Annotated in this window: 22 protein-coding genes and 1 riboswitch; of the genes, 4 read left to right on the top strand and 18 right to left on the bottom strand. The window is 67.6% G+C overall.

What is annotated here, in order from left to right; translation table 11 throughout:
* Positions 1-7: 7 nt before the first annotated feature.
* From AC1DN2_RS01740 to AC1DN2_RS01680, 13 genes are all read right to left on the bottom strand, one after another.
* Positions 8-334, bottom strand: coding sequence for a DUF2469 domain-containing protein (locus AC1DN2_RS01740; protein ID WP_018773443.1), 327 nt, complete (start codon positions 332-334; stop codon positions 8-10).
* 86 nt (positions 335-420) lie between these two features.
* Positions 421-1,086, bottom strand: a complete 666-nt coding sequence (locus AC1DN2_RS01735) for a ribonuclease HII (protein ID WP_223916524.1) — start codon at positions 1,084-1,086, stop codon at positions 421-423.
* A gap of 10 nt (positions 1,087-1,096) precedes the next feature.
* A complete protein-coding gene (lepB, locus tag AC1DN2_RS01730) occupies positions 1,097-2,113 on the bottom strand; it encodes a signal peptidase I (RefSeq protein WP_476848968.1) in 1,017 nt (338 codons plus the stop codon).
* Positions 2,114-2,794 carry a signal peptidase I gene (gene lepB, locus AC1DN2_RS01725; protein ID WP_476848967.1) on the bottom strand — a complete coding sequence of 227 codons (681 nt, stop codon included), beginning with the start codon at positions 2,792-2,794 and terminating at the stop codon, positions 2,114-2,116.
* Positions 2,795-2,925: 131 nt separating this feature from the next.
* Positions 2,926-3,285, bottom strand: a complete 360-nt coding sequence (gene rplS, locus AC1DN2_RS01720) for a 50S ribosomal protein L19 (RefSeq protein ID WP_018773447.1) — start codon at positions 3,283-3,285, stop codon at positions 2,926-2,928.
* A gap of 235 nt (positions 3,286-3,520) precedes the next feature.
* Complete coding sequence (gene trmD, locus AC1DN2_RS01715; RefSeq protein WP_476848966.1) at positions 3,521-4,384, bottom strand: tRNA (guanosine(37)-N1)-methyltransferase TrmD; 864 nt, start codon at positions 4,382-4,384, stop codon at positions 3,521-3,523.
* Positions 4,385-4,957: a ribosome maturation factor RimM gene (gene rimM, locus AC1DN2_RS01710; RefSeq protein ID WP_476848965.1), complete on the bottom strand. Its 573-nt coding sequence runs from the start codon at positions 4,955-4,957 to the stop codon at positions 4,385-4,387.
* A gap of 123 nt (positions 4,958-5,080) precedes the next feature.
* Entirely contained in the window at positions 5,081-5,323 is a 243-nt protein-coding gene (locus tag AC1DN2_RS01705) for an RNA-binding protein (RefSeq protein WP_018773450.1), read from the bottom strand.
* Between the two features lies 1 nt (position 5,324).
* Positions 5,325-5,750, bottom strand: coding sequence for a 30S ribosomal protein S16 (gene rpsP, locus AC1DN2_RS01700; RefSeq protein ID WP_026266438.1), 426 nt, complete (start codon positions 5,748-5,750; stop codon positions 5,325-5,327).
* A 218-nt stretch (positions 5,751-5,968) separates the two neighbouring features.
* The gene (locus AC1DN2_RS01695) at positions 5,969-6,406 is read right to left on the bottom strand and encodes a hypothetical protein (RefSeq protein ID WP_476848964.1); all 438 of its coding nucleotides are present in this window, start codon (positions 6,404-6,406) and stop codon (positions 5,969-5,971) included.
* Between the two features lie 436 nt (positions 6,407-6,842).
* Complete coding sequence (locus AC1DN2_RS01690) at positions 6,843-7,718, bottom strand: VOC family protein (RefSeq protein ID WP_476848963.1); 876 nt, start codon at positions 7,716-7,718, stop codon at positions 6,843-6,845.
* Between the two features lie 75 nt (positions 7,719-7,793).
* On the bottom strand, positions 7,794-8,900 hold the full coding sequence (locus AC1DN2_RS01685; protein WP_476848962.1) for an amidohydrolase family protein: 1,107 nt from the start codon (positions 8,898-8,900) through the stop codon (positions 7,794-7,796).
* A gap of 3 nt (positions 8,901-8,903) precedes the next feature.
* Positions 8,904-9,404, bottom strand: coding sequence for a GNAT family N-acetyltransferase (locus AC1DN2_RS01680; protein ID WP_476848961.1), 501 nt, complete (start codon positions 9,402-9,404; stop codon positions 8,904-8,906).
* A gap of 74 nt (positions 9,405-9,478) precedes the next feature.
* Positions 9,479-9,586: riboswitch (TPP riboswitch) on the top strand.
* Between AC1DN2_RS01680 and thiC the strand changes: the two genes are divergently transcribed.
* The gene (gene thiC / locus AC1DN2_RS01675; RefSeq protein ID WP_476848960.1) at positions 9,582-11,387 is read left to right on the top strand and encodes a phosphomethylpyrimidine synthase ThiC; all 1,806 of its coding nucleotides are present in this window, start codon (positions 9,582-9,584) and stop codon (positions 11,385-11,387) included. (Overlaps the previous riboswitch by 5 nt.)
* On the opposite strand, the gene AC1DN2_RS01670 is transcribed toward thiC, so the two are convergent.
* Together AC1DN2_RS01670 and ffh are read right to left on the bottom strand one after the other, a co-directional pair.
* Positions 11,384-12,118: an alpha/beta fold hydrolase gene (locus AC1DN2_RS01670; RefSeq protein ID WP_476848959.1), complete on the bottom strand. Its 735-nt coding sequence runs from the start codon at positions 12,116-12,118 to the stop codon at positions 11,384-11,386. The two genes, thiC and AC1DN2_RS01670, sit on opposite strands and share 4 nt — an antisense overlap.
* A 71-nt stretch (positions 12,119-12,189) precedes the next feature.
* A complete protein-coding gene (ffh, locus tag AC1DN2_RS01665; RefSeq protein WP_476848958.1) occupies positions 12,190-13,779 on the bottom strand; it encodes a signal recognition particle protein in 1,590 nt (529 codons plus the stop codon).
* Positions 13,780-13,931: 152 nt separating this feature from the next.
* Between ffh and AC1DN2_RS01660 the strand changes: the two genes are divergently transcribed.
* Complete coding sequence (locus AC1DN2_RS01660; protein ID WP_476848957.1) at positions 13,932-15,320, top strand: glucose-6-phosphate dehydrogenase; 1,389 nt, start codon at positions 13,932-13,934, stop codon at positions 15,318-15,320.
* A gap of 184 nt (positions 15,321-15,504) precedes the next feature.
* On the opposite strand, the gene AC1DN2_RS01655 is transcribed toward AC1DN2_RS01660, so the two are convergent.
* Positions 15,505-15,843, bottom strand: a complete 339-nt coding sequence (locus AC1DN2_RS01655; protein WP_028276847.1) for a P-II family nitrogen regulator — start codon at positions 15,841-15,843, stop codon at positions 15,505-15,507.
* Positions 15,840-17,222: an ammonium transporter gene (locus tag AC1DN2_RS01650; RefSeq protein ID WP_476848956.1), complete on the bottom strand. Its 1,383-nt coding sequence runs from the start codon at positions 17,220-17,222 to the stop codon at positions 15,840-15,842. Before AC1DN2_RS01650 ends, AC1DN2_RS01655 begins: the two co-directional genes overlap by 4 nt.
* Before the next feature lie 251 nt (positions 17,223-17,473).
* On the opposite strand from AC1DN2_RS01650, the gene AC1DN2_RS01645 reads away from it, so the two are divergent.
* Together AC1DN2_RS01645 and AC1DN2_RS01640 are read left to right on the top strand one after the other, a co-directional pair.
* A complete protein-coding gene (locus tag AC1DN2_RS01645) occupies positions 17,474-18,724 on the top strand; it encodes an MFS transporter (RefSeq protein WP_476848955.1) in 1,251 nt (416 codons plus the stop codon).
* 161 nt (positions 18,725-18,885) lie between these two features.
* Positions 18,886-20,592 (top strand): hypothetical protein, encoded by a 1,707-nt coding sequence (locus tag AC1DN2_RS01640; RefSeq protein ID WP_476848954.1) that lies wholly within the window; start codon positions 18,886-18,888, stop codon positions 20,590-20,592.
* Between the two features lie 78 nt (positions 20,593-20,670).
* Here the strand turns inward: AC1DN2_RS01640 and ftsY are convergent, their stop codons facing one another.
* Complete coding sequence (gene ftsY / locus AC1DN2_RS01635; RefSeq protein ID WP_476848953.1) at positions 20,671-21,882, bottom strand: signal recognition particle-docking protein FtsY; 1,212 nt, start codon at positions 21,880-21,882, stop codon at positions 20,671-20,673.
* Positions 21,883-21,966: the final 84 nt, after the last annotated feature.

The following is a 21,966-nucleotide window of genomic DNA, read 5'->3' as shown; positions in this document are numbered from 1 at the left end:
TCGAAGGTCAGTTGCCCAGGTCCTCGACCTTGGGCAGGGCGAGTTCCTCGCTGCGGGGCAGTTCCTCGACGTTGACGTCCTTGAACGTGATGACGCGGACGCTCTTGACGAACCGGGCGGAGCGGTAGACATCCCACACCCAGGCGTCCTGCAGGGTCAGGTCGAAGTAGACCTCGCCGTCGGCGCTGCGGGCCTGCAGGTCAACGTGGTTGGCAAGATAGAAACGCCGCTCGGTCTCGACCACATAGCTGAACAGCCCGACGACGTCGCGGTATTCGCGGTAGAGCTGTAGCTCCATGTCGGTCTCATAGTTTTCAAGGTCCTCGGCACTCATGGTTCCATCTTGCACCATCCGGCGCCGGCCGCGCGCCACCGGCCGTCGCGCCCGAGCGGCCAGAACAGCCAGAAAAGCCAGAACAGCTAGAGCAGCTGCCAGCTGACCCGGTGGTACGGCGTGGGACCGGAGGTCCGCAGCGCCTCCTTGTGCGCTGCGGTGCCGTAGCCCTTGTTCACGTCCCAGCCGTAGGCCGGGTACTGGGTGTGCAGCCCGCACATCATCGCATCGCGCTCGACCTTGGCGATGATGCTGGCCGCGGCGACGCTGAGGCACTGCATGTCGGCTTTGACCAGTGTGTGCACCGGGGCATCGCAACCGGGTTCGGCGGGGGCATCGTCAAACAAGGACGGCTGCAGATCCGGCGAGAGCCAGTTGTGGCTGCCGTCCAGCAGGACAACCTCGGGCCTGACGCCGGCGGCGAGCACGGCAAACCAGGCCCGGTTCCCGGCAAGACGGAGCGCCGCGATGATCCCGAGTTCGTCGATCTCGTTCGCGGACGCATGCCCGACGGCGGAGGCGACGCTCCAGTCCCGGACCAGCGGCACCAGCCGCTCCCGGTCCGCGACCTTGAGCAGCTTGCTGTCCCGGACATCGGCCAGGAGCTTTTGTTGCTGCAGGTCCACGACGGCGATCCCCACGCTGACGGGACCGGCCAGGGCGCCGCGGCCGACCTCGTCGATGCCCGCGAGGAGCCGTGCGCCGGAGCTGCGGAAGCGGCGTTCGTAGTCGAGGGTGGGGGCTGCTGACATGACGGGCGGCTTACTTTCCGGACGGGGCGGGGACGCTGCGGAAGACGTCCGGGTAGTTGTCCAGGGCCGACATCCTGTTCAGCGGCCAAGCGATGACGGCGGCCTTGCCTTCAATGTCGGATTCGTTGACGAAGCCGCCGTTGGTGTCCATATGGGCGCGGGAATCCGCGGAGTGGTTGCGGTTGTCGCCCATGACCCAGACCTTGCCCGCGGGCACGACGACGTCGAAGTCGCGGACCTGGGGAATCTCTGCGGCATTGATGTATTTCTCGTCCAGCGGCGCGCCATTGACGGTGAGCTGTCCGCCGGCGTCGCAGCAGACCACGTGGTCGCCGGGGAGCCCGATGACGCGCTTGACCAGGTGCTGTTCGGAGTTGTCCGGCAGCAGACCGACGAACGTCAGCCCGTCCTGCACCCAGGTGAACGGGCCCTTCGTCTTCGCGGCTGCGGGGGCGAGCCAGCCCTGGCTGTCCCGGAACACCACCACGTCCCCGCGCTGGAGCGCCATGGGCTCGGGCACGAGCAGGTTCACGAAGATGCGGTCGTTCACATCGAGGGTGTTGACCATGGATTCGGACGGGATGTAAAAGGCCCGGAACAGGAAGGTCTTGATCAGGAAGGACAGCACGATCGCCACGACGACCACCGTGGCAACCTCCTTGAGCCACAGGAAGAGCGGGCTGCGCCCTTCGCGGGCCTTGGCCTTCCTGGCCCGGCGGGAGGTCGGATCGGCGTGGGCGGGGCCGTCGGCCCGCTCCTTCCCGGTCGGCTCAGGCCCGGTCGGCCCAGCCGCGGTCGGCCCAGCCGCGGTCGGCCCAGCCGCGGTCGGGGCAGTCTCGATACGGGCAGCCTGGATACGATCAGCGCGCTGCGCACCGGCGCTGTCGTCCTGCGACGCAGGAGCCGGAGCAGGAGCCGGCGCACCAGCCGGTGGATCCGCCGGCTCATCCGCGGGAATCGCCGAGGCGGTAACCCGGGGTCGGTCCTGGCCCTGCGGATCAGGAGTGCGCGGTTCGGTCTCGGGCATCTACTGTCCGTTCGTCGTCGTCGTTGTCGCAGCCGGTTCGGGCCGCGCTACTGCTGCAAATCTATCAAGCGGCCAGATGATCTGTACCGGCCTGCCAATGACGCGTTCCAGCGGCACCATGCCCCCGCCAGGGGCGCCCAGGAGGCTCCGGGAGTCGGCGGACATCGAGCGGTGGTCCCCCATGAGCCAGAGCCGCCCGGCAGGAACCTGGACGGCGAACTTCACATCGCTCGGGGTGTCCCCCGGATACACATACGGTTCCGCAACTTGCTGGCCGTTGACTGTGAGCCGGCCGCCGGCGTCGCAGCAGACCACACGGTCGCCGGGCAGTCCGATGACGCGCTTGACATACGTGGTGTCGCTGCCCGCAAGGCCAAGCCAGCGTCCGGCTTCGGCGAGGGCATCCACCACGGGGCCGTTGCCACTGTTGAGCGGGGCAAAGGAACCGCGGCCGTCAAAGACGACGACGTCGCCCCGGCCCAAGGGCTCAGCTTGGACGCCGGTCCGCGCCACCACGATCCGGTCCCCCGTGTGCAGGAGCGGCTCCATGGAGGCTGACGGGATGAAGAAGATGTCCACCCACAGGGAGCGGACCACGGCGCTGATGGCCACGGCGAGCACCAGGGCCAGCAACGCAAAACGCCAGCCCGGTTTCCTGGGCTGGCGTTTTGGCTGTTCCATGTTCCGTATCCCCTGGCGCTGTCGTGAACTAATGTGCGCTGTTGCGGATAGCTCCGGCGCCGCACTAGCTGACGCACCGGATACGGTCCGTGGATCCGCGGTGGAAGCCTGTCGTGGAAGACGAAAAAGGCTTACTTGGCGGTCTGGAAGTCGCGCTTTTCCTTGATCTTCGCGGCCTTACCACGCAGGTTGCGCATGTAGTAAAGCTTGGCGCGGCGCACGTCACCCTTGGAGACGAGCTCGACCTTGTCGATGATCGGGGAGTGCACCGGGAAGGTACGCTCTACGCCGACACCGAAGGAGACCTTGCGGACGGTGAAGGTTTCGCGGACGCCATCGCCCTGGCGGCCAAGGACGAAGCCCTGGAAGACCTGGACGCGGGAGTTCTTGCCTTCGATGATGTTCACGTGAACCTTGATGGTGTCACCCGCGCGGAACTCGGGAACATCGGTGCGCAGCGAGGCTGCATCTACGGAATCGAGGATATGCATTGATCCACTCCTGGTGAACGCCACAGGTCACTCACGTTGGGTTACGGCGGTCAGGGCCGGTGGCATGCGCCGCCCGGAAATTTCCGCCGAAAGTTTGTCAATCCGGCCCTGTCAGGAGTAGACGGGGCCGGGGTGCCGGGCTGTTGGTAGCGCTCCCCCTGTGGCAGGTTCGCAACCCAGCAGGCACAAGGACTAATTTTGCCACATTTTGTGCGGGTTAGCCCAATCCCGGCGGTTAGGCGTCGGGGCGGCGCAGCAGGCGGCCGTCGACGACGTCGTACCCCAGGTCGGAGAAGGCCGTACGGTCCGCGCGCGGCAGCTTGCCGGCGTCGAACTCCGCGAGGAGGTCGGGGCGGCGTCCGGCGGTACGCCGGTACTGCTCGTGCCGGCGCCACTGGGCGATCTTTCCGTGGTTGCCGCTCAGCAGCACAGCCGGGACGTCGCGGTCCCGCCAGCTGGAGGGCTTGGTATAGACGGGGTACTCGAGCAGCCCGTCGGAGTGGGATTCCTCCACGAGGGACTCGGGGTTGCCGACGACGCCGGGCAGCAGCCGGCCGATGGCCTCAACCATGGCCAGCACGGCGACCTCGCCGCCGTTGAGGACGTAGTCCCCCAGGCTCATCGGGCGCACCGTGAAGTGCTCCGCGGCCCATTCCAGGACCCGTTCATCGATGCCCTCATAGCGCCCGCAGGCGAAGACCAGCTGGTCCTCCTCGGCCAGTTCGTGGGCGGTGGCCTGGGTGAAGCGCTCCCCCGCCGGCGACGGGACGATCAGGACAGGCTTGGCGGCATCTTCCGGGCCGGCAGACTCTGGAGTGCCGGGGGTGCCGGCGTCGTCAGGTGCGCCGGCGTCCCCTGCGTCCCCGGACCGCCCGGCGGCCACGGCGGTGAGGGCCTGAGCCCAGGGTTCGGGCTTCATGACCATGCCGGCGCCGCCGCCGTAGGGGGTGTCATCGACCGTGCGGTGCCGGTCGGTGGTGAAGTCCCGCAGGTCATGGACCTTGAGGTCCAGCAGGCCGTCCTGGCGGGCCCTGCCGATCAGCGACAGCTCCAGCGGGGCCAGGTACTCCGGAAAGATGCTGACGACGTCGATTCTCATCTACGCGATGCCCTGCTCTTCGGAGTTCTCGGCGGCGGTGCCCTGGGCTTCAGGATTCTCGTCGGTGTTGACCTCGAACAGTCCGGGCGGCGGGGTGACGAGGACGTACTTTTCACCCACGTTGACCTCGGGCACAATTTGTTCGACGAACGGGATCAGGACTTCCTTGCCCTCATCCGTGGTGACCACCAGCAGGTCCTGGACCGGCAGGGTGTGCAGTCCTGAGACTTTGCCGACCACGTTGCTGCCCACCCGGACCTCCAGGCCCACGAGCTCGTGCTCGTACCAGCCCTCGTCGTCGTCCTCGGCGCCGATGTCTTCGGTTTCGATGAACAGCTTGGCGCCGCGCAGGCCCTCGGCCTCGTTGCGGGTCTCGATCTCATCGAAGGCCAGCAACAGGATGTCCTTGTTCCAGCGGGCGCTGAACACCGTCAGCGGCCCGGCCGAGGCGGGTTCAACGATGAACTGCGTGCCGGGGACAAAACGGTCGCCGGGCGCGTCCGTGAGCACCTGGACGGTCACTTCGCCGCGGATGCCGTGGGGCTTGCCGATTCGTGCCACCTGGAGCTGCATCTGTTCCTCTGTTCGGGGTTGGTGATTCTGTATTCTCTGGTGCGGAATTACGGGAAAACAGTCCGGCCCCTCCACCATTATCTGGTGAAGGGGCCGGACTCAAGACAAGTAGTGCTGAACGCGTTACCGGCGGCGGTCGGTATCGACGACGTCGACCCTGACCGGCTCGCCGTCCGCCAGCGCCGCAACCACAGTGCGCAATGCGCGTGCGGTCCGGCCCTGCCGGCCGATCACCCGTCCGAGGTCGTCCTGATGAACGCGCACCTCGAGGGTTTCCCCGCGGCGGTTGTTCTTCGCACTGACCTTGACGTCCTCGGGGCTGTCAACAATCCCGCGGACCAGGTGTTCGAGCGCTTCTGCCAGCAATTTACTCAGCCTCGGTGGTCTCTGCTTCGGCGGCGTCGGCGGGAGCCTCGGCAGCTTCGTCCTTCTTGGCCTTCTTGGTGATGGCTTCCGGGATGATCACGGAACCCTTTTCCGGGGTAACGAAGGCAGCCTTGGGAGCCTTGGTCTTCAAGGTTCCCTCCTGGCCCGGGAGACCCTTGAACTTCTGCCAGTCACCGGTGATCTTCAGGATCGCGGCGACCTGCTCGGACGGCTGTGCGCCGACGCCGAGCCAGTACTGGGCACGGTCCGTGTCGACCTCGATGTACGAGGGCTCTTCGGTCGGGTGGTACTTGCCGATCTCTTCGATAGCACGGCCATCACGCTTGGAGCGTGAGTCCATGACGACGATGCGGTAGTACGGTGCGCGCATCTTACCGAAGCGCTTAAGGCGAATCTTTACGGCCACTTTTGTGGTCACTCCTGTTTCTGAAACGGGGTCGAGCCCGACGTTCTGCACCCGTGGGGCGGGCCGTACTTGGGGGTTCTAAAGGACAAGATCCAGACGCGGAGAGAGGGGCCACGCAGATCGAGTACCTGTTCATTGTGCCAGATCACCGGCAGGATTTCGACTTGACACGTGCCCGGCGCACCAGCGCGCGGCCTGGAAGCGGCCTCGAGGGCCGGTCAGGACGTCCAGACGTAGAGGCCGGACCTGGTGGCGGGGTCGACGCCGGCGGCGAGCTCGGCGATCCGGCGGACGTAGTCCCGGGCCTCGTCGGGGCCGAAGGGCATGTCCTCCTCGGCCGCCCAGTTGGCGGCGACATCCTCCAGGACCTCGCCCTCCCCTTCGGTTTCATAGCTGAGCAGTTCCGCCAGCGTGCGGACCATTGCCGCCGGGACGCCAAGCAGCGAGTCGCTGGCCACGTCGACCATGGCCAGTTCATAGTCCGCGCCCGGGGCGTGCACGGCGACGCCGGCGAGGTCTCCCAGCCGCTCCACCTCGAAATCGCTGATCTCCGGGATGCGGACGGCGCCCGGGGCGGCCGGGCCGCCGCCTTCCAGTGCGCCGGCGCGCTTGAGGGCTTCTTCGTGGGTGGACACAAAGAGTTCGGTGAATCCCATGCAGCTGGTCCTTAGGGTTCGGCGGTCCGCAGACCGCTGTTTTCGGCGTCGCTTCAGCCTAGCCGCTTCAGCACGGCCCCGCCCCGCCCGATGGGCATGCCCTCCCCTGGCCCTGAGCACTGGACATATGGCAACTATGTCCATTCCCGGCTGCGAGCAATGGGCATGCTCCGACGTCCTGCCTGGGAACAGTGGACATGTCCCATGTGTCCTGCTGGCGAAGAGTGGACATGTCCCTCGCTGGCCCGGGAACCCGACCAAGGCCCGATGGGCATGCCCTCCCCTGACCCTGAGCACTGGACATATGGCCACTATGTCCATTCCCGGCCGCGAGCAGTGGACATGCCCAGCGTTCCCGCCGGCGAAGAGTGGACATGTCCGGGGGGAGCTGTGCGCGCTGGACATGTCCAGCGACCAGCGTGCCTGGGGAGAACTTCTAGCGCACGGCGACGCGGATCCGGTTGCGCCACGGATCCTCGAAGCGCAGCTCGGCGCCGGTGTGGTGGGATTCGACGCCGGCAACCTTGAGCCGGTCGGCCAGGGCCGCGACGTCGTCGCCGGAGGGCACCTCGATGAGGACTTCACCCAGGCCCAGCGTGTCGCGCCGGGGGCCCGCGCCGCGGCTGTTCCAGACGTTCATGGCCATGTGGTGGTGGTAGCCGCCGGCCGAGACGAACAGCGCCTGGCCGTGCCAGCCCGCGGTCTTTTCGAAGCCGAGCGTGCCGACATAGAAATCATGCGCCGACTGGACGTCGCCGACCTGCAGGTGGACGTGCCCGACGCCGGCGGCGGCCTGGCGCTGGCCGGCCACGGACTCCTCGGTCAGGTATTGCTGCAGGTAGCGCTGCGGCGGCAGGGCGAGACTGTCCATGACGACGTTCTTGCCCTCCCAGGACCACGCCGCCCGCGGCCGGTCCCAGTACAGCTCGATGCCGTTGCCTTCGGGGTCGTTGAAGTAGAACGCCTCGCTGACGAGGTGGTCCGCGCTGCCGGTGAAGGACTGGGGCTCGTACTGGGCCGCGGTGGCGATGGTGGCCGCCAGGGAGTGCTGGTCCTCGAAGAGGAGGGCGGTGTGGAAGAGCCCGGCCTCGCCGCGGGAAGGTAGATTCAGGCCCGGGGCAGGCGCCAGATGCACCAGCGGCTTCTGCTGGCGCCCAAGGTAGAGCCCGCCGTCCTGTTCGGCCACAGTCTCCAGGCCGAGGGCGCGCTGGTAGTAGTCGGTCATGAGCTTCATGTCGCCGACCTTGAGCATCACGGTGCCCATGGTGAGTTCGGCAGGAAGGAGGTCCTGGGTGCTGGCTTCTGCGGTCATGGCAATGCTCCGTGGATTCTGTAGCCACCGGCCTTCGGCGACTCTACATAAAGATAAATTACTTGAAGCTTCAATTTATTCCAAAACATGGACTGGCACCCGGTCTACCGGCAGCCCACGCAGCACGATATGCCGGATCCGGCGGAGCGTGGCCGGATTGCTCCGCGGATCTTCGGCCGTGACGAGGACATCAGCGCTTGCCCCTTCACCGATGGACTCCGCGCCGAGCCAGGTCCGCGCGGACCAGCTCGCGGCGTTGAGGGCGGCAGCGGCGGAAAGGCCGGCGGCGTGCAGGGCCTGGATCTCGTCCACGATCCTGCCATGGCTGATCACGCTGCCGGCGTCGGTACCGGCATAGATCGCCAGCCCGGCCTCGTGGGCTTCGAGGATCCGCTCCGCCCGGCGCTCCCACAGCGAGCGCATGTGGGCTGCGTAGCGGGGGAACTTGGCCGCCGCCCGGGCGGCGATGTCCGGGAACGTGGCGATGTTGATCAGGGTGGGCACGATCGGAACACCCTGTTCGAGGAAGCGCGGCAGGTGCCGCGGCAGCAGCCCGGTGGCGTGCTCGATGCAGTCGATCCCGGCATCGAGCATGTCATCCAGGGTGTCTTCGGCGAAGCAGTGTGCGGTGACGCGGGCCCCCTCATCGTGGGCGGCACGGACGGCGTCCTTGACCGTCCGGGCGGGAAAACTGGCGGCGAGGTCGCCGGCGTCGCGGTCGATCCAGTCCCCCACGAGCTTGACCCAGCCGTCGCCCGCGCGGGCTTGCTTCCGCACGGCCTCGACGAGATCCTCCGGCTCGACCTCGACGGCCAGGCCCGGCAGGTACCGCCGGGCCCTCGCGAGGTGCCGGCCCGAGCGGATGATCCGGGGCAGGTCCGCGCGCTGCTGGAGCCAGCGTGTGTTGTGGACGGCGCCGGCGTCGCGGACCAGGAGTGTCCCGGCGTCGCGGTCCGCCAGGGCCTGGGATTCCGCGGTGTCCTCGGTAACGTCCCCGCCCGGGCCGAGGCCGATGTGGCAGTGCGCGTCCACGAGGCCGGGCATGACCCAGCCGTCCAGCACGAGGTCGGGCGCGGCGGCCGGACGGCGGAAGGTTAGCAGGCCGCCCACCGACCAGAGCCCGCGGCGTTCCTGGTCCGCCGCGGTGAGGATGGGGCCGCTGAACTCGATGATGCCGGTCATGACCTAAAGCCTAATCCGCATGACGATCCGCCGGCCAAGACCGTCCAGCCCCAGCTGCGCTTCGTGGATCCGCAGGGCGCCCAACGCCTGTCCTGGCTGGGCGAGTTCCTCGAAACCGCAGCTCGCATAAAACGGCGCATTGAACGGGACGCCTGCGAAGGTGCAAAGCGTCATCGATAAATAGCCACGGCTCCGGGCCGCATCAAGGGCCGCCTCCACCAGGGACCGTCCTATCCCCCGCCCGGCGGAGTCCGGCTGCACGGAGAGTTGTTCCAGATGGGCCTGGCCGCCGACCTCGTCAACGCGGGCAAACCCTACGGGCGGGTTTCCGGCGACAAGTATGAAGAGCGGCTCAACCGGCGCCGTCAACTCCGGAGCCGGGAGCGTCTGGTTCCCCAGCTCCGCTTCGAGGATGCGGTCTGCTGAGGCCTCGAGAACCGGCAGCGCCGGGAGGTCTTCCGGCGTCGCCATCCGGATGCGGGGCACGGCCCTGGGCAGAGTCACCGTGCCACGCTAACACCGCGGTCCGCCGTCCGCGTCACACTCGAGGGCCGGCCGGAGGTGCGTGGTAGTTTCGTCTACGACCACACGGGTGCCCCTGCAGGGGCTGAGATCGGGCTGACGCAGCCTGCGACCGTTGAACCTGTCCGGGTAATGCCGGCGAAGGAAGTGAGCTTTTCCGTGAACACCCAAGTGACACAGCACAGCCCTGTCCAAATTCAGTCCGCAGCCACCACGCAGTCGCTGAAGTCCCACTCGCTGGCCTTCAGCACGGATCCGGAGCACGGCATCCGCGTGCCGGTGACCGAGATCGCCCTGGAACCCTCCCCGGGCGGCATCCGGAACCCGCCGTTCCGGGTGTACCGCACTGCCGGACCGGGCAGCGATCCGGTCCGCGGGCTGGAGCCGTTCCGCACCCCCTGGATTGAGGCCAGGGCGGACACCGAACCCTACGCCGGCCGTGAACGGGAGCTGCTCGACGACGGCAAATCGGCGGTGCGCCGCGGTGCGGCGTCGGCCGAGTGGCGGGGCGGCCGGCCGGTGCCGCGCCGGGCCGCTGAGGGCAGGACCGTCACGCAGATGCGCTACGCCCGGGACGGTGTCATCACCCCGGAAATGCGGTTCGTCGCGCTGCGCGAGAACTGCGATGTGGAGCTGGTGCGCAGCGAGGTGGCCGCGGGCCGCGCGATCATTCCCAACAACGTCAACCACCCCGAATCCGAGCCGATGATCATCGGCAAGTCGTTCCTGGTGAAAATCAACGCCAATATCGGCAACTCCGCCGTGACCAGCTCCATCGCCGAGGAGGTCGACAAACTCCAGTGGGCCACGCAGTGGGGCGCGGACACCGTCATGGACCTCTCCACCGGGGACGACATCCACACCACGCGCGAGTGGATCATCCGCAACTCCCCCGTCCCCATCGGAACGGTCCCGATCTACCAGGCGCTGGAGAAGGTCAACGGTGAGGCGAACGCCCTGACCTGGGAGATCTTCCGGGACACCGTGATCGAACAGTGCGAGCAGGGCGTGGACTACATGACCATCCACGCCGGCGTGCTGCTGCGGTATGTGCCCCTGACGGCCAACCGGGTCACCGGCATCGTGTCCCGCGGCGGTTCCATCATGGCCGGCTGGTGCCTGGCGCACCACCGGGAGAACTTCCTGTACACCCACTTCGATGAGCTGTGCGAGATCTTCGCACACTACGACGTCGCGTTCTCCCTGGGCGACGGACTGCGGCCGGGCGCGACGGCGGATGCCAACGACGCGGCACAGTTCGCCGAACTGGACACCCTGGCCGAGCTCACGCAGCGGGCCTGGGACTTCGACGTGCAAGTCATGGTGGAGGGTCCCGGGCATGTGCCCTTCCACCTCGTCCGGGAAAACGTGGAGCGCCAGCAGGAACTCTGCAAGGGCGCCCCGTTTTACACACTCGGGCCGCTCGTCACGGACATCGCACCGGGCTATGACCACATCACCTCGGCGATCGGCGCCACCGAGATCGCCCGCTACGGCACCGCCATGCTCTGCTACGTCACGCCCAAGGAACACCTCGGGCTGCCGAACAAGGACGATGTGAAGACGGGCGTGATCACTTACAAGATCGCCGCCCATGCCGCGGACCTCGCCAAGGGCCACCCCGGCGCGCACGAACGCGACGATGCCCTGTCCAAGGCAAGGTTCGAGTTCCGCTGGCGGGACCAGTTCGCGCTGTCCCTGGACCCGGTCACGGCCGAGGCCTTCCATGATGAGACGCTTCCCGCGGAGCCGGCCAAGACAGCCCACTTCTGCTCGATGTGCGGTCCGAAGTTCTGCTCCATGCGGATCAGCCAGGACATCCGGGACGAATACGGATCAGCAGATTCGCAGGCGGCCCTAGCGCAGATGGCGGCCGGAATGCGGGCGAAGAGCAACGAGTTCCTCGCCTCGGGCGGCAAGGTCTACCTGCCGCAGCCCTCGGTGGGAGAACCCGCAGCTTCCTAGGACGCCCGGGCGTGCTGGTGCCGGCCGACCTCGGCAATGTAGGAGCGGATGGCCCGGTCCCCTTCGGCTGAATCCTGGGGCCGGTGCCCTCCCGGCGCCGTGCGGTGCAGGGCGCCGGTCTCGCGCAGGTAGCCGGCGATTTCCTCATACAGCGGTTCCCAGCCGCCGGTCAGGACCAGGGTCGGCACGCCCGGCACGATCTGCAGCGGGGCTTCCCACGGCGGCGCCTGCAGGCGGAGCCGGCGCGCAGCCCGGAGGGCCTCCGGCGTCGTGGCCCCGGGGGCGTCCGCCGCGAACGCGCGGCGGATGAACTCTCGCTGGAAGTCGTCGTCGCTGAGGTTGTGGCGGACGTCGAAGAGCGGCTGCATCAGGGCCCGGTGCGCGGCGGTGGCCGGGAGCTCCGCGGTCAGGGACAGGCAGGCCGGTTCCACCAGGGTCAGCGACTGGACGAGGTCGGGCCGTTCGACGGCGGCCATCATCGCAGCGATCGCGCCCTGCGAATGGGCCACGACATGGCCGCCGGCCTCGCCGCGGCCGTCGTCTGCCAGCGAGGCGAGCACGATGGCGGCGTCGGCGGCGAAGCTGGATTCGAGCGGTTCCGCGACGGCGTCAAACCCGTGCCGCCGCAGGAACAGGGCGTCGTAGTCCAGCGCCATTCCGTGCTGTTTTGGCCACGCGGCGGCGCCGAAGCTGCCGTCCCCGTGGACGAAGACTACGCGCTGCTTGAACATTGTCTAACCCTATGGCACTTCAGTGCTGATGCTGCCGGCGACACAGTGCCGGCGGCCGTCAGCACTTGCGGCTACTTGCTGCCGCCGAGGAACTTGTCGAAACCCTTCGGCAGGTTCAGCTGGGACGGATCGAAGTCGCCGCCCTGCTGGCCGAACGACGCGCCGGTGGGCAGCGCCTTGGGGCCGGCGGCACGCCGGGCCTCGGCGTCGCGCAGTTCCTGCGCCGCCTTGGCCGGGTTGCCGGAGCGGGCCTTCTTCTTGGGCGCGGACTTGGCTCCCTTGCGGGCTCCGCCCCCGCCGCCCATGCCGGGCATCCCCGGCATGCCGGGCATCCCGCCGCCGGCGGCCATCTTCTTCATCATCTTCTGGGCCTGGGCAAACCGTTCCAGCAGTCCGTTGACCTCGGAGACGTGCACGCCGGAACCCCGGGCAATACGGGCCCGGCGGGAGCCGTTGATGATCTTCGGAGCCACGCGCTCGTGCGGGGTCATCGAGCGGACAATGGCCTCGACGCGGTCGATCTCGCGCTCGTCGAACTGCTCCAGCTGCTGGCGGATGTTCTGCGCACCCGGCATCATCATGAGCATCTTCTTCATGGAGCCCATGTTGCGGATCTGCTGCATCTGGGCGAGGAAGTCATCGAGGGTGAAGTCTTCCTGGTCGGCGAACTTCTTCGCCATCCGGGCGGCTTCATCCTTGTCCCAGGACTTCTCGGCCTGCTCGATCAGGGTGAGGACGTCACCCATGTCGAGGATGCGCGAGGCCATGCGGTCCGGGTGGAAGAGCTCGAAGTCGTCCACGCCTTCGCCGGTGGAGGCGAACATGACCGGCTTGCCGGTCACCGACGCGACGGAGAGCGCGGCGCCGCCGCGGGCGTCGCCGTCGAGCTTGGAGAGCACGATGCCGGTGAAGTTGACGCCCTCGTCAAAGGCCAGGGCAGTGTTGACGGCGTCCTGGCCGATCATGGAGTCGATCACGAACAGGACTTCGTTCGGGACGATCGCGCGGCGGATCTGGCGCGCCTGCTCCATCATCTCGGCGTCGACGCCGAGACGGCCGGCGGTGTCCACGATCACGACGTCGTGCAGGGTGCGCTTGGCTTCCTCGACGCCGTCACGGGCGACGGCGACGGGGTCACCGGCAGGGTGGTCCAGTTCGGTGGACGTGGCGCCCGGGTGCGGGGCGAACACGGGTACGCCGGCGCGCTGGCCGACCACCTGCAGCTGGGTGACGGCGTTGGGCCGCTGGAGGTCACAGGCCACCAGCATGGGGCTGTGGCCCTGGGACTTGAGCCATTTGGCGAGCTTGCCGGCCAGGGTGGTCTTACCGGCGCCCTGGAGGCCCGCCAGCATGATGATGGTGGGTCCGGTCTTGGCCAGGCGGATCCGGCGGGTCTCGCCGCCGAGGATCTCGACGAGTTCCTCGTTGACGATCTTCACGATCTGCTGGCTCGGGTTCAGCGCCCCGGCGACCTCGGCGCCGAGGGCACGCTCGCGCACACGGCCGGTGAATTCCCGGACCACGGGCACAGCGACATCGGCGTCCAGGAGGGCACGCCGGATCTCGCGGACTGTGGCGTCAACGTCCGCCTCGGTCAGGCGGCCCTTGCCACGCAGATTCTTGAAGGTTGCTGTCAACCGGTCAGAGAGTGAATTGAACACGCGCCGTGCACTTCTTTCAGTGGATCTACAGGTGGCGGCCGGTGCGGCACGCCAGCGTCGCGACTGGTATTCGCCTGGACGAACCGCCACGACAACAGGACTCGACTATCTAGGGTACCAAGATGCGCCTTCAAGATGGCATGCTGGCGTAGGTGACCAGCCAAACAACTGTAAAAACCCTGCTCATCCTGGGCGCTTCCGGCGATCTCACCGGAAGGCTCCTGTTACCGGGGCTTGCCCGCCTGGTGGCCCGGGGCCGCGCCGACGGCCTCGCCCTGGCGGGAGCGGGATCGGACCCCTGGACGCCGGAGCAGTGGCTTGGCCGGATCGAGGAGTCGTTCGCGGACGAGGACTCCAAGGCCGACGCCCACGGCAAGCGGGAGCTCAAGCGTATCCGCAAGGAGAGCACCTACCACCAGCTCGATGTCACGGCCGAGGGCCAGCTCGCCGGGCTCCTGGCGCAACTGGAGGGACCTGTGGCGGTCTACTTCGCCCTGCCGCCGCGGGTCAGCCAGCTCGCGTGCGAGGCCCTGGCGCCGGAGGACGTGCCCGCCGGCACCCGGCTGGTCATGGAGAAGCCGTTCGGCTCCGACGAGCAGTCGGCGCGCCACCTGAACAAGACGCTGGCCGCGCTGGTCCCGGAGGACCACATCCACCGCGTGGACCACTTCCTCGGCAAGGCAACGGTCCTGAACATCCTTGGCCTGCGCTTCGCGAACACGTTCCTGGAGCCGGTGTGGAACCGGCAGAACATCGAAAAAATCGAGATCATCTTCGACGAGGACCTCGCCCTCGAAGGCCGCGCCCGCTACTACGACGGCGCGGGGGCGCTCCGTGACATGATCCAAAGCCACCTGCTTCAGATCATGGCCCTCATGGCAATCGAGCCGCCGGCATCCGTGGACGAACGCGATCTCCGCGATGCCGTGGCCACCGTGCTGCGGGCCAGCAGCATCAAGGCCCCCTACCGGCAAAGCAGCCGCCGGGCCCGGTACACGGCGGGTTCGATCCACGGCCGGGACATCCCGGACTACGCCAAGGAGGAGGGCGTGGACGCGTCCAGGGCTACTGAAACCCTCGCCGAGGTGCAGGTGGAGATCGACAACTGGCGCTGGCAGGGCGTGCCGTTCATCCTGCGCTCAGGCAAGGCGCTGGGCCAGAAACGCAAGGAGGCCGTGGTGACCTTCCGGCCGGTGCCGCACCTTCCGAAGGGGTTCACCGGTGTGGACGCCCCCAACCAGCTGCGGATCGGCTTTGGCCCGGACACGCTGCAGTTCGACGTCGACGTGAACGGCCCGGGCAATGTCCTGAGCCTGGACCGGGCCACGCTGCAAGCCGAACTGAGCGCCTCCGAACTCCTCCCCTACGGTGAAGTGCTCGAGGGCGTGCTGACCGGGGATCCGCTGCTCTCGGTGCGGGCGGACACGGCCGAAGACTGCTGGCGCATCCTGGCGCCGGTGCTGAAATCCTGGACCGCCGGACATGTCCCGCTGGAGGAATATCCGGCCGGGACCCCGGGGCCGGAGGGCTGGCCGGCCTAGATTCGTCGCGGCAGGGCCAGCGCGGATCCCGCGCCGGGCCGACACAGCAGCAACGACACAGCACTAACGACACAAGCAGCACCGACACAGCGGGCCGGATACCTTCTCAGGTATCCGGCCCGCTGTGTCAGTGCCGTGTCAACGCCGCTGTGTCTGTTGGCCCTAGCGGCATGGAGCGGGGCAGCTAGATCGCTGCCGAACCACGCTCTCCGGTACGGACCCTGACAGCCTCGAACACATCCATCGTCCAGACTTTGCCGTCGCCGGCCCGGCCGGTGTTGGAACTGGCGATGATGACATCGAGGATGTCGTCCGCCTGCTCGTCGGTCGCCAGGACTTCCACCCGGATCTTGGGCAGCAGGTCCACGTTGTACTCGGCCCCGCGGTACACCTCGGTGTAGCCGCGCTGCCGGCCGTAGCCGCTGGCTGCGCTGACCGTGAGGCCCTGCACACCGTAGGCTTCCAGGCCTTCGCGAATAGCCTCAAGCTTTTCCGGTCGGACGATTGCCGTGATCAGTTTCATGCCCCCACACTTTCCTTGCCCGTTGCGTTCTGCTTGCCGTTGGACGCGGCGTCCACCGGCACTTCGGCGGCTGCGCCTTCCTCCTGCGGCTCGCCGCCCATCGGCTTGCCCGTGATCAGTTCGTGCAGCGGCTGGAAGCTGCCGCCGTGCCCGCCGACGCCGAACTCGTAGGCGGTCTCTGCGTGCAGGCTCAGGTCCACACCGACAACTTCCTGTTCCTGGGAAACCCGGAAGCCCATGAGCTTGTGGATCGGGAAGGCAATGATGAAGGTCATCACGGCGGTGAAGACGATGGCCATCATTGCCGCGAGGCTCTGGGCGACCAGCTGCGTGGTGCCGCCGCCGTAGAACAGGCCCGCGGCGCCCTGGGTCGGGGTGGCCAGGAAGCCGATTGCGACCGTGCCGACAACACCGGAGACGAGGTGGACGCCGACGACGTCGAGCGAGTCGTCGTAGCCGAACTTGAACTTCAGGCCGACGGCGAGCGCCGAAGCCACACCGGCAACGACGCCGAGGGCGATCGCACCCAGCGGGGAGACGTTGGCGCAGGCCGGGGTGATGGCGACCAGGCCGGCGACCACGCCGGACGCGGCACCGAGGGAGGTCGGGTGACCGTCGCGGAAGCGCTCCACGGCGAGCCAGCCGAGCATGGCTGCGGCCGGGGCGGCCAGGGTGTTGATCCAGATCAGGCCGGCCTGCTCCACAGTGGCAGCGGCACCGGCGTTGAAGCCGAACCAGCCGAACCACAGGATTGCGGCACCGAGCATGACGAACGGAATGTTGTGCGGGCGGTGGTTCGGGTCCTTGCCGAAGCCCTTGCGGTTACCGATGATCAGGACCAGGATCAGGCCCGCGACGCCGGCGTTGATGTGGACCACGGTGCCGCCGGCGAAGTCGATGACCGGCGCGAACGTCTGGCCGAACCAGCCATTCGCGGAGAAGAGTCCGCCGCCCCAGACCATGAAGGCCATCGGCGCGTAGACCAGGGTGGCCCAGATGGGGGTGAAGACCACCCAGGCGGAGAACTTGGCGCGGTCGGCGACCGCACCGGAGATCAGGGCCACCGTGATGATCGCGAACGTGGCCGCGTAGCCGACCTTGAGCAGGTCGGCCGGTTCGGTGAAGTTGTGCAGGCCGAAGTGGCTGAACGGGTTGGCGAAGATCTGGTAGAAGTTGTCTTCGTTGGTCGTAGCCATCGAAGCGCCCCACAGGATCCACATGATGCCGACGGTTCCAATGGCGACGAAGCTCATCATCATCATGTTCAAAGCCGACTTGGCGCGGGTCATGCCGCCGTAGAAGAATGCCAGGCCCGGGGTCATGAACAGCACGAGTGCCGCGGCGACCAGGAGCCAAACGAGACCTGCGGTGAGTTCCATGGTCTACGTCCTCTCTTGCTATTAGGTGCGGAGTAGTCCGCCGGTCCCAACGCATTTATTTGCGTTCTAGAAAGAGTTTCGCGGGGCCGTGTTTCGCTGGCGGAGGATTTACATTGCCGGGTTGTTACAAGAACCTCCCGGACGTAAATGGTGCATCTCACACTTGTTACGGTTATGTTTCAGCGGATTATTCCCGCACTTGTTGGACCCGCCGCCAGCCGGCACCGCATCTTCCCAAGGACGAACGCATTATGAGCAAGACCTCCCGCCCCGCCGGCGACGCCGCAGCCGAGGTGCCCTCCCGGGCCCCGGGCCGTTCCCGGCTGCCCCGGGACATCAAGGTGATGCTGGTGGCGGCCTTCCTGATTGCGATCGGCTTCGGCCTCGTGGCACCGGTTCTGCCCCAGTTCGCCACCACGTTCGACGTCGGGGCGACCGCCGCGGCCGTGATCGTGAGCATCTTCGCTTTCATGCGGCTCGTCTTCGCACCGGCCGCGGGCACCCTGATCGTGAAGCTGGGCGAACGGCCGGTCTATGTGGCCGGGCTGCTGATCGTCGCGGTGTCCACGGCCGCCTGCGCCTTCGCCCAGAATTACTGGCAGCTGCTGGTCTTCCGCGGCCTCGGCGGGGCTGGCTCGGTGATGTTCACGGTGGCGTCCATGGCGCTCGTGGTCCGCCTCGCGCCGCCGGAAAGCCGCGGCCGGGTCTCCGGGGCCTATGCCTCCGCCTTCCTGATCGGCAACGTCTGCGGCCCAATCGTCGGCGGGATGCTCGCCAGCTTCGGCTTGCGGGTGCCGTTCCTGGCCTACGCGGGGGCCCTGGTGCTGGCCGCCGTCGTGGTGCAGACCCAGCTCAGCCATGTCCCCGCCGCCTCGCGGCAGCCCGGCGCCACGGCCCCTGCGATGGAACTGCGGGACGCGCTGCGGGACAGCGCCTACCGGGCCGGCCTGTTTTCGAGCTTTGCCAACGGCTGGGCCACCTTCGGGGTTCGGATGGCCACAGTGCCGCTCTTCGCCGTCGTTGCGCTCGGCGCCGGTCCGGAATCGGCCGGCTGGGCGCTGGCGGTGTTTGCCGGCGGCAACGCGGTGGCGCTGACGTTTTCCGGCCGGCTCGCGGACAGCCTCGGCCGCAAGCCGCTCCTGCTGGCCGGACTGCTGGTCACCGGCACCGCCACGGCGGCCATCGGCTTCACCCACCAGCTGCCCTGGTTCCTGCTCGCCTCCGCCTGCGCCGGGATCGGCTCCGGACTGCTCGGACCGGCCCAGCAGGCCGCCATCGCCGACGTGATCGGCAACGAGCGCTCGGGCGGCCGCGTCCTGGCTGTCTTCCAGATGGCTTCCGACAGCGGCGCGATTGTCGGACCGGTGGTGGCCGGGCTGCTGGCGGACCGGCTGGGCTACGGCTGGGCCTTTGGGGTCACTGGCGGCATCCTGTTGGCCGCCGCCGCAGTGTGGTTGCCGGCCCGCGAAACGTTCCGCCGGCCGGCCCCGGACCGCGCCTGACCTGCGGCGTTGCCGCCGCTGGTCCGCTCCGGGCGGCGCCTCCGCCGGGATCTTGTCCGGGACCGTGCACGGGACGTTGTCCAGGGGCTTCCGGTCAGCGGCGGCCTCCGCCCTTGGCTAAGCTGGGGGCACGTGCCACAAACTTCCGGAGGTAATCCCCCATGGCCAAATTCGACTCTTCCCCCGGGAAAGCCGAAAGCCCCGACCCCGCCCAACCCGCAAACCCCGGTAAGAGTGCGGGCACAAGCGCGGGACACAGGAAGCGCGCAGGGCTGATCGCCGGCGCCGGAATTATCGCCGCCGCCGCAGCAGTACTGGTTCCCCTCGCCCTCGGAAACCCGACGCCGGCCCCGCCGGCCGCTTCTTCCCCGGCCCAGTCGGCACCGGCGCTCGCCCCTGCCGAGGTGGGCCCGACCGTCACATATTACGCGCAGCCGGGTCCGCCGGCCGGATCGCCGCTGGAAAAGGTTGAGCCCCTCAAGGTCGATGTCTCCGGCGACCTCGTGGGCACTTCCCTGAACAAGGGCATGGCGGGAATTTCCCTGGAGGCCACGGATCTGGCCGATCCCGACCTCAGCAGCGACAACGCGTCGATGGTCAAGCTGCTCAAGGAGATCGACCAGCCGGTTCTGCGCTTCGGCGGCAACGCCGTGGACCGGCGTTTCTTCTGGACCTCCAGCGGCGAGGCCGTCCCCGCCGACTACAAGGGTGACAAGACGCACCCGGTCAAGGCCGTGGGCCCGGCAGACCTGGTCCGGCTCAAGACCCTGCTGGAGGCCGGCGACGCCAGGGTGAGCCTCACAGTGGACCTGGGCCACTACAACCCGGCGCGGGCTGCGGACATGGCCAAAAACGCCTCGGCAATCCTTGGCGACCGGCTGCTGAGCATCACCGTGGGCAATGAGCCCAACGGCTTCGTGTTCAACGATGTGAAGTCCGGCAGTGGCTACAGCCTGGATCAGTACATTCGGGAATTGAAGGACTACGCCAACGCGATCTATGCAGTGGCGCCGAATGTGCCCATCTCCGGACCGGGCGCCTACGACCAGAAGTGGTGGCAGCCGTTCGTCGATGCGGACCTCCCGCAGAAGAAGATCCTGACGTTCCACCACTACCCGCTCTCCAACTGTGACGGCAGCTTGCCCCAGGACTCGCCTACCTTGGCAAACGCGATGAGCCGAACGATGCACGACCGTGGCGTCAACTACCAGAAGGCGGCCCTCGCGGTGGGTCAGGCCGCCGGCCTGGAAACCTGGATTCCGGAAACCGGGATCTCGGCGTGCCCCGGTTCCAATGAGACCTCCCGCACCCACGCATCTGCGCTCTGGGCGGCAGACTATGCCCTCACCGCCGCCCAGCTGGGCATCACCCGAATCGGCTTCCACAGCTCGCTGCTGACCTGCAAGGGCGGCCCGCCCCTGTCCGCCATCTGCAGCGCCGGGGCCTACCCGTTCGGCAATGGCCAGATGTCCGGCCGGGCCAACTTCTTCGGCATCTCCATGGTGGCCGAGCTGGAGGCCGGCAAGTTCATGAAAGTGAACAGCGCCGGAGGCGGCCCGGCGTTCAGCTACGCGCTGCAGAACGCCGACGGCAGCACCAGCGTGGTGATCATCAACGAAAACGACCCCGAAAAGGCCGCGCAGACTTCCGTCACCCTGAACCTTCCGGGCAAACCGGTCACCGGGACCATGACCCAGCTCAGCGGACCCAACTACGCAGCCGAGGACCAGACCGTGATCGATGGCGCCAAGACCGAGCCCACGCCCCTCGCCAAGCGCGCCACGGTGCCCGGCTTCGCGTTCAAGTCCCAGACGCAGCAGTTCAAGCTGACGGCCGGCACAGTGACGGTCCTGAACTTCAAGTACTAGCCACTCGAACAAAGAATGCCCCGGTCCCGTCTGAACTCACCAGACAGGACCGGGGCACTCTTTTTGTTACGGTGCGGGCTAGTTCAGCAGCGCATCCACGAAGCCTTCGGCGTCGAACGGCGCGAGGTCGTCGGCGCCTTCGCCCAGGCCGATCAGCTTCACCGGGACTCCGAGGGATTTCTGGATGGCGACGACGATCCCGCCCTTGGCGGTGCCGTCCAGCTTGGTCAGGACGATCCCGGTGATGTTCACGACCTCGGAGAACACCCGGGCCTGGTTGAGTCCGTTCTGGCCGGTGGTGGCGTCCAGGACCAGCAGCACCTCGTCCACCTCGGCCAGCTTTTCGATGACCCGCTTGACCTTGCTGAGCTCGTCCATGAGGCCCACCTTGTTCTGCAGGCGCCCCGCGGTGTCGATCATAACGACGTCGACTTCCTGGTCGATGCCGGCCTTGACGGCCTCGTAGGCCACCGAGGCCGGGTCCGCGCCGTCGATGTCCGACTTCACGGTGGGCACGCCGACGCGCTGGCCCCACGTGGCCAGCTGCTCGGCGGCGGCGGCGCGGAAGGTGTCCGCCGCGCCCAGCAGCACGTCCTTGTCCTCGGCCACGAGCACGCGGGCCAGCTTGCCCACGGTGGTGGTCTTGCCAACGCCGTTGACGCCGACAACCATCATGACGGCGGGCTTGTCGCCGTGGCGCTCGACGTTCAGGCTCCGGTCCATGGTCGGATCCACGAGCTTGATGAGTTCCTCCCGGAGCAGGGCCTTGACGTGCTCAGGGTCCCGCGTGCCCATCACCTTGACGCGTTCGCGGAGCGAGTCCACGAGCTGCATGGTCGGTTCGGTGCCGAGATCGGCCAGCAGCAGGGTTTCCTCGACCTCATCCCAGACGTCTTCATCGATCTTGTCCGCCGAGAGCAGGGCCAGGAGTCCCTTGCCGAGGATGTTGTTGGACTTGACGAGCCGCTCGCGCAGCCGCATCAGCCGCCCGGCCACCGGCAGCGGGGTTTCCACCGGGACGGTTTCCAGCCCGGCTGCGTCGTCCGGAACTTCGAGGGTTGGTTCTTCGAGTTCGACGCCGTCCGGCGAGGTCCGTGCCGGTGCCGGCGCCTGCGCGGGACGGTCCTCCACAAGGGTTCCGGCTCCCGGGGCCTGCACGGGGTCGTTTGCGTCACGCGGGCCGGTGTAGGTCTTGGCGCTCTTCCGGGTCTTCATGAGCACCGGGATCAGCACACCGAGGACCACCAGGACAGCGAAAATGGGCAGAATGATGGGGAGGATATCGTTCACTCCCCTAGCTTCTCACAAACCCCAAATGGGCCGTGGCCAGCGCTTTTGTTGCGCGCGGACGCCGTCGTGCCGGGACCTGGACGT

It is taken from the genome of Arthrobacter sp. 01L42 (assembly GCF_056400005.1).
The sequence above is the reverse complement of the archived record's forward strand: the minus strand, read 5'-3'. Positions and strand labels throughout refer to the sequence as shown.

What these genes read in the sequence shown, in the direction of transcription:
- AC1DN2_RS01650 (WP_476848956.1), bottom strand. Translation starts at nt 17,222, where the DNA reads ATGGAACTCACCGCAGGTCTCGTTTGGCTCCTGGTCGCCGCGGCACTC.
- AC1DN2_RS01735 (WP_223916524.1), bottom strand. Translation starts at nt 1,086, where the DNA reads ATGTCAGCAGCCCCCACCCTCGACTACGAACGCCGCTTCCGCAGCTCC.
- trmD (WP_476848966.1), bottom strand. Translation starts at nt 4,384, where the DNA reads ATGAGAATCGACGTCGTCAGCATCTTTCCGGAGTACCTGGCCCCGCTG.
- AC1DN2_RS01740 (WP_018773443.1), bottom strand. Translation starts at nt 334, where the DNA reads ATGAGTGCCGAGGACCTTGAAAACTATGAGACCGACATGGAGCTACAG.
- AC1DN2_RS01690 (WP_476848963.1), bottom strand. Translation starts at nt 7,718, where the DNA reads ATGACCGCAGAAGCCAGCACCCAGGACCTCCTTCCTGCCGAACTCACC.
- AC1DN2_RS01695 (WP_476848964.1), bottom strand. Translation starts at nt 6,406, where the DNA reads ATGGGATTCACCGAACTCTTTGTGTCCACCCACGAAGAAGCCCTCAAG.
- lepB (WP_476848967.1), bottom strand. Translation starts at nt 2,794, where the DNA reads ATGGAACAGCCAAAACGCCAGCCCAGGAAACCGGGCTGGCGTTTTGCG.
- rimM (WP_476848965.1), bottom strand. Translation starts at nt 4,957, where the DNA reads ATGCAGCTCCAGGTGGCACGAATCGGCAAGCCCCACGGCATCCGCGGC.
- AC1DN2_RS01685 (WP_476848962.1), bottom strand. Translation starts at nt 8,900, where the DNA reads ATGACCGGCATCATCGAGTTCAGCGGCCCCATCCTCACCGCGGCGGAC.
- rplS (WP_018773447.1), bottom strand. Translation starts at nt 3,285, where the DNA reads ATGCATATCCTCGATTCCGTAGATGCAGCCTCGCTGCGCACCGATGTT.
- lepB (WP_476848968.1), bottom strand. Translation starts at nt 2,113, where the DNA reads ATGCCCGAGACCGAACCGCGCACTCCTGATCCGCAGGGCCAGGACCGA.
- AC1DN2_RS01640 (WP_476848954.1), top strand. Translation starts at nt 18,886, where the DNA reads ATGGCCAAATTCGACTCTTCCCCCGGGAAAGCCGAAAGCCCCGACCCC.
- AC1DN2_RS01670 (WP_476848959.1), bottom strand. Translation starts at nt 12,118, where the DNA reads ATGTTCAAGCAGCGCGTAGTCTTCGTCCACGGGGACGGCAGCTTCGGC.
- AC1DN2_RS01645 (WP_476848955.1), top strand. Translation starts at nt 17,474, where the DNA reads ATGAGCAAGACCTCCCGCCCCGCCGGCGACGCCGCAGCCGAGGTGCCC.
- AC1DN2_RS01655 (WP_028276847.1), bottom strand. Translation starts at nt 15,843, where the DNA reads ATGAAACTGATCACGGCAATCGTCCGACCGGAAAAGCTTGAGGCTATT.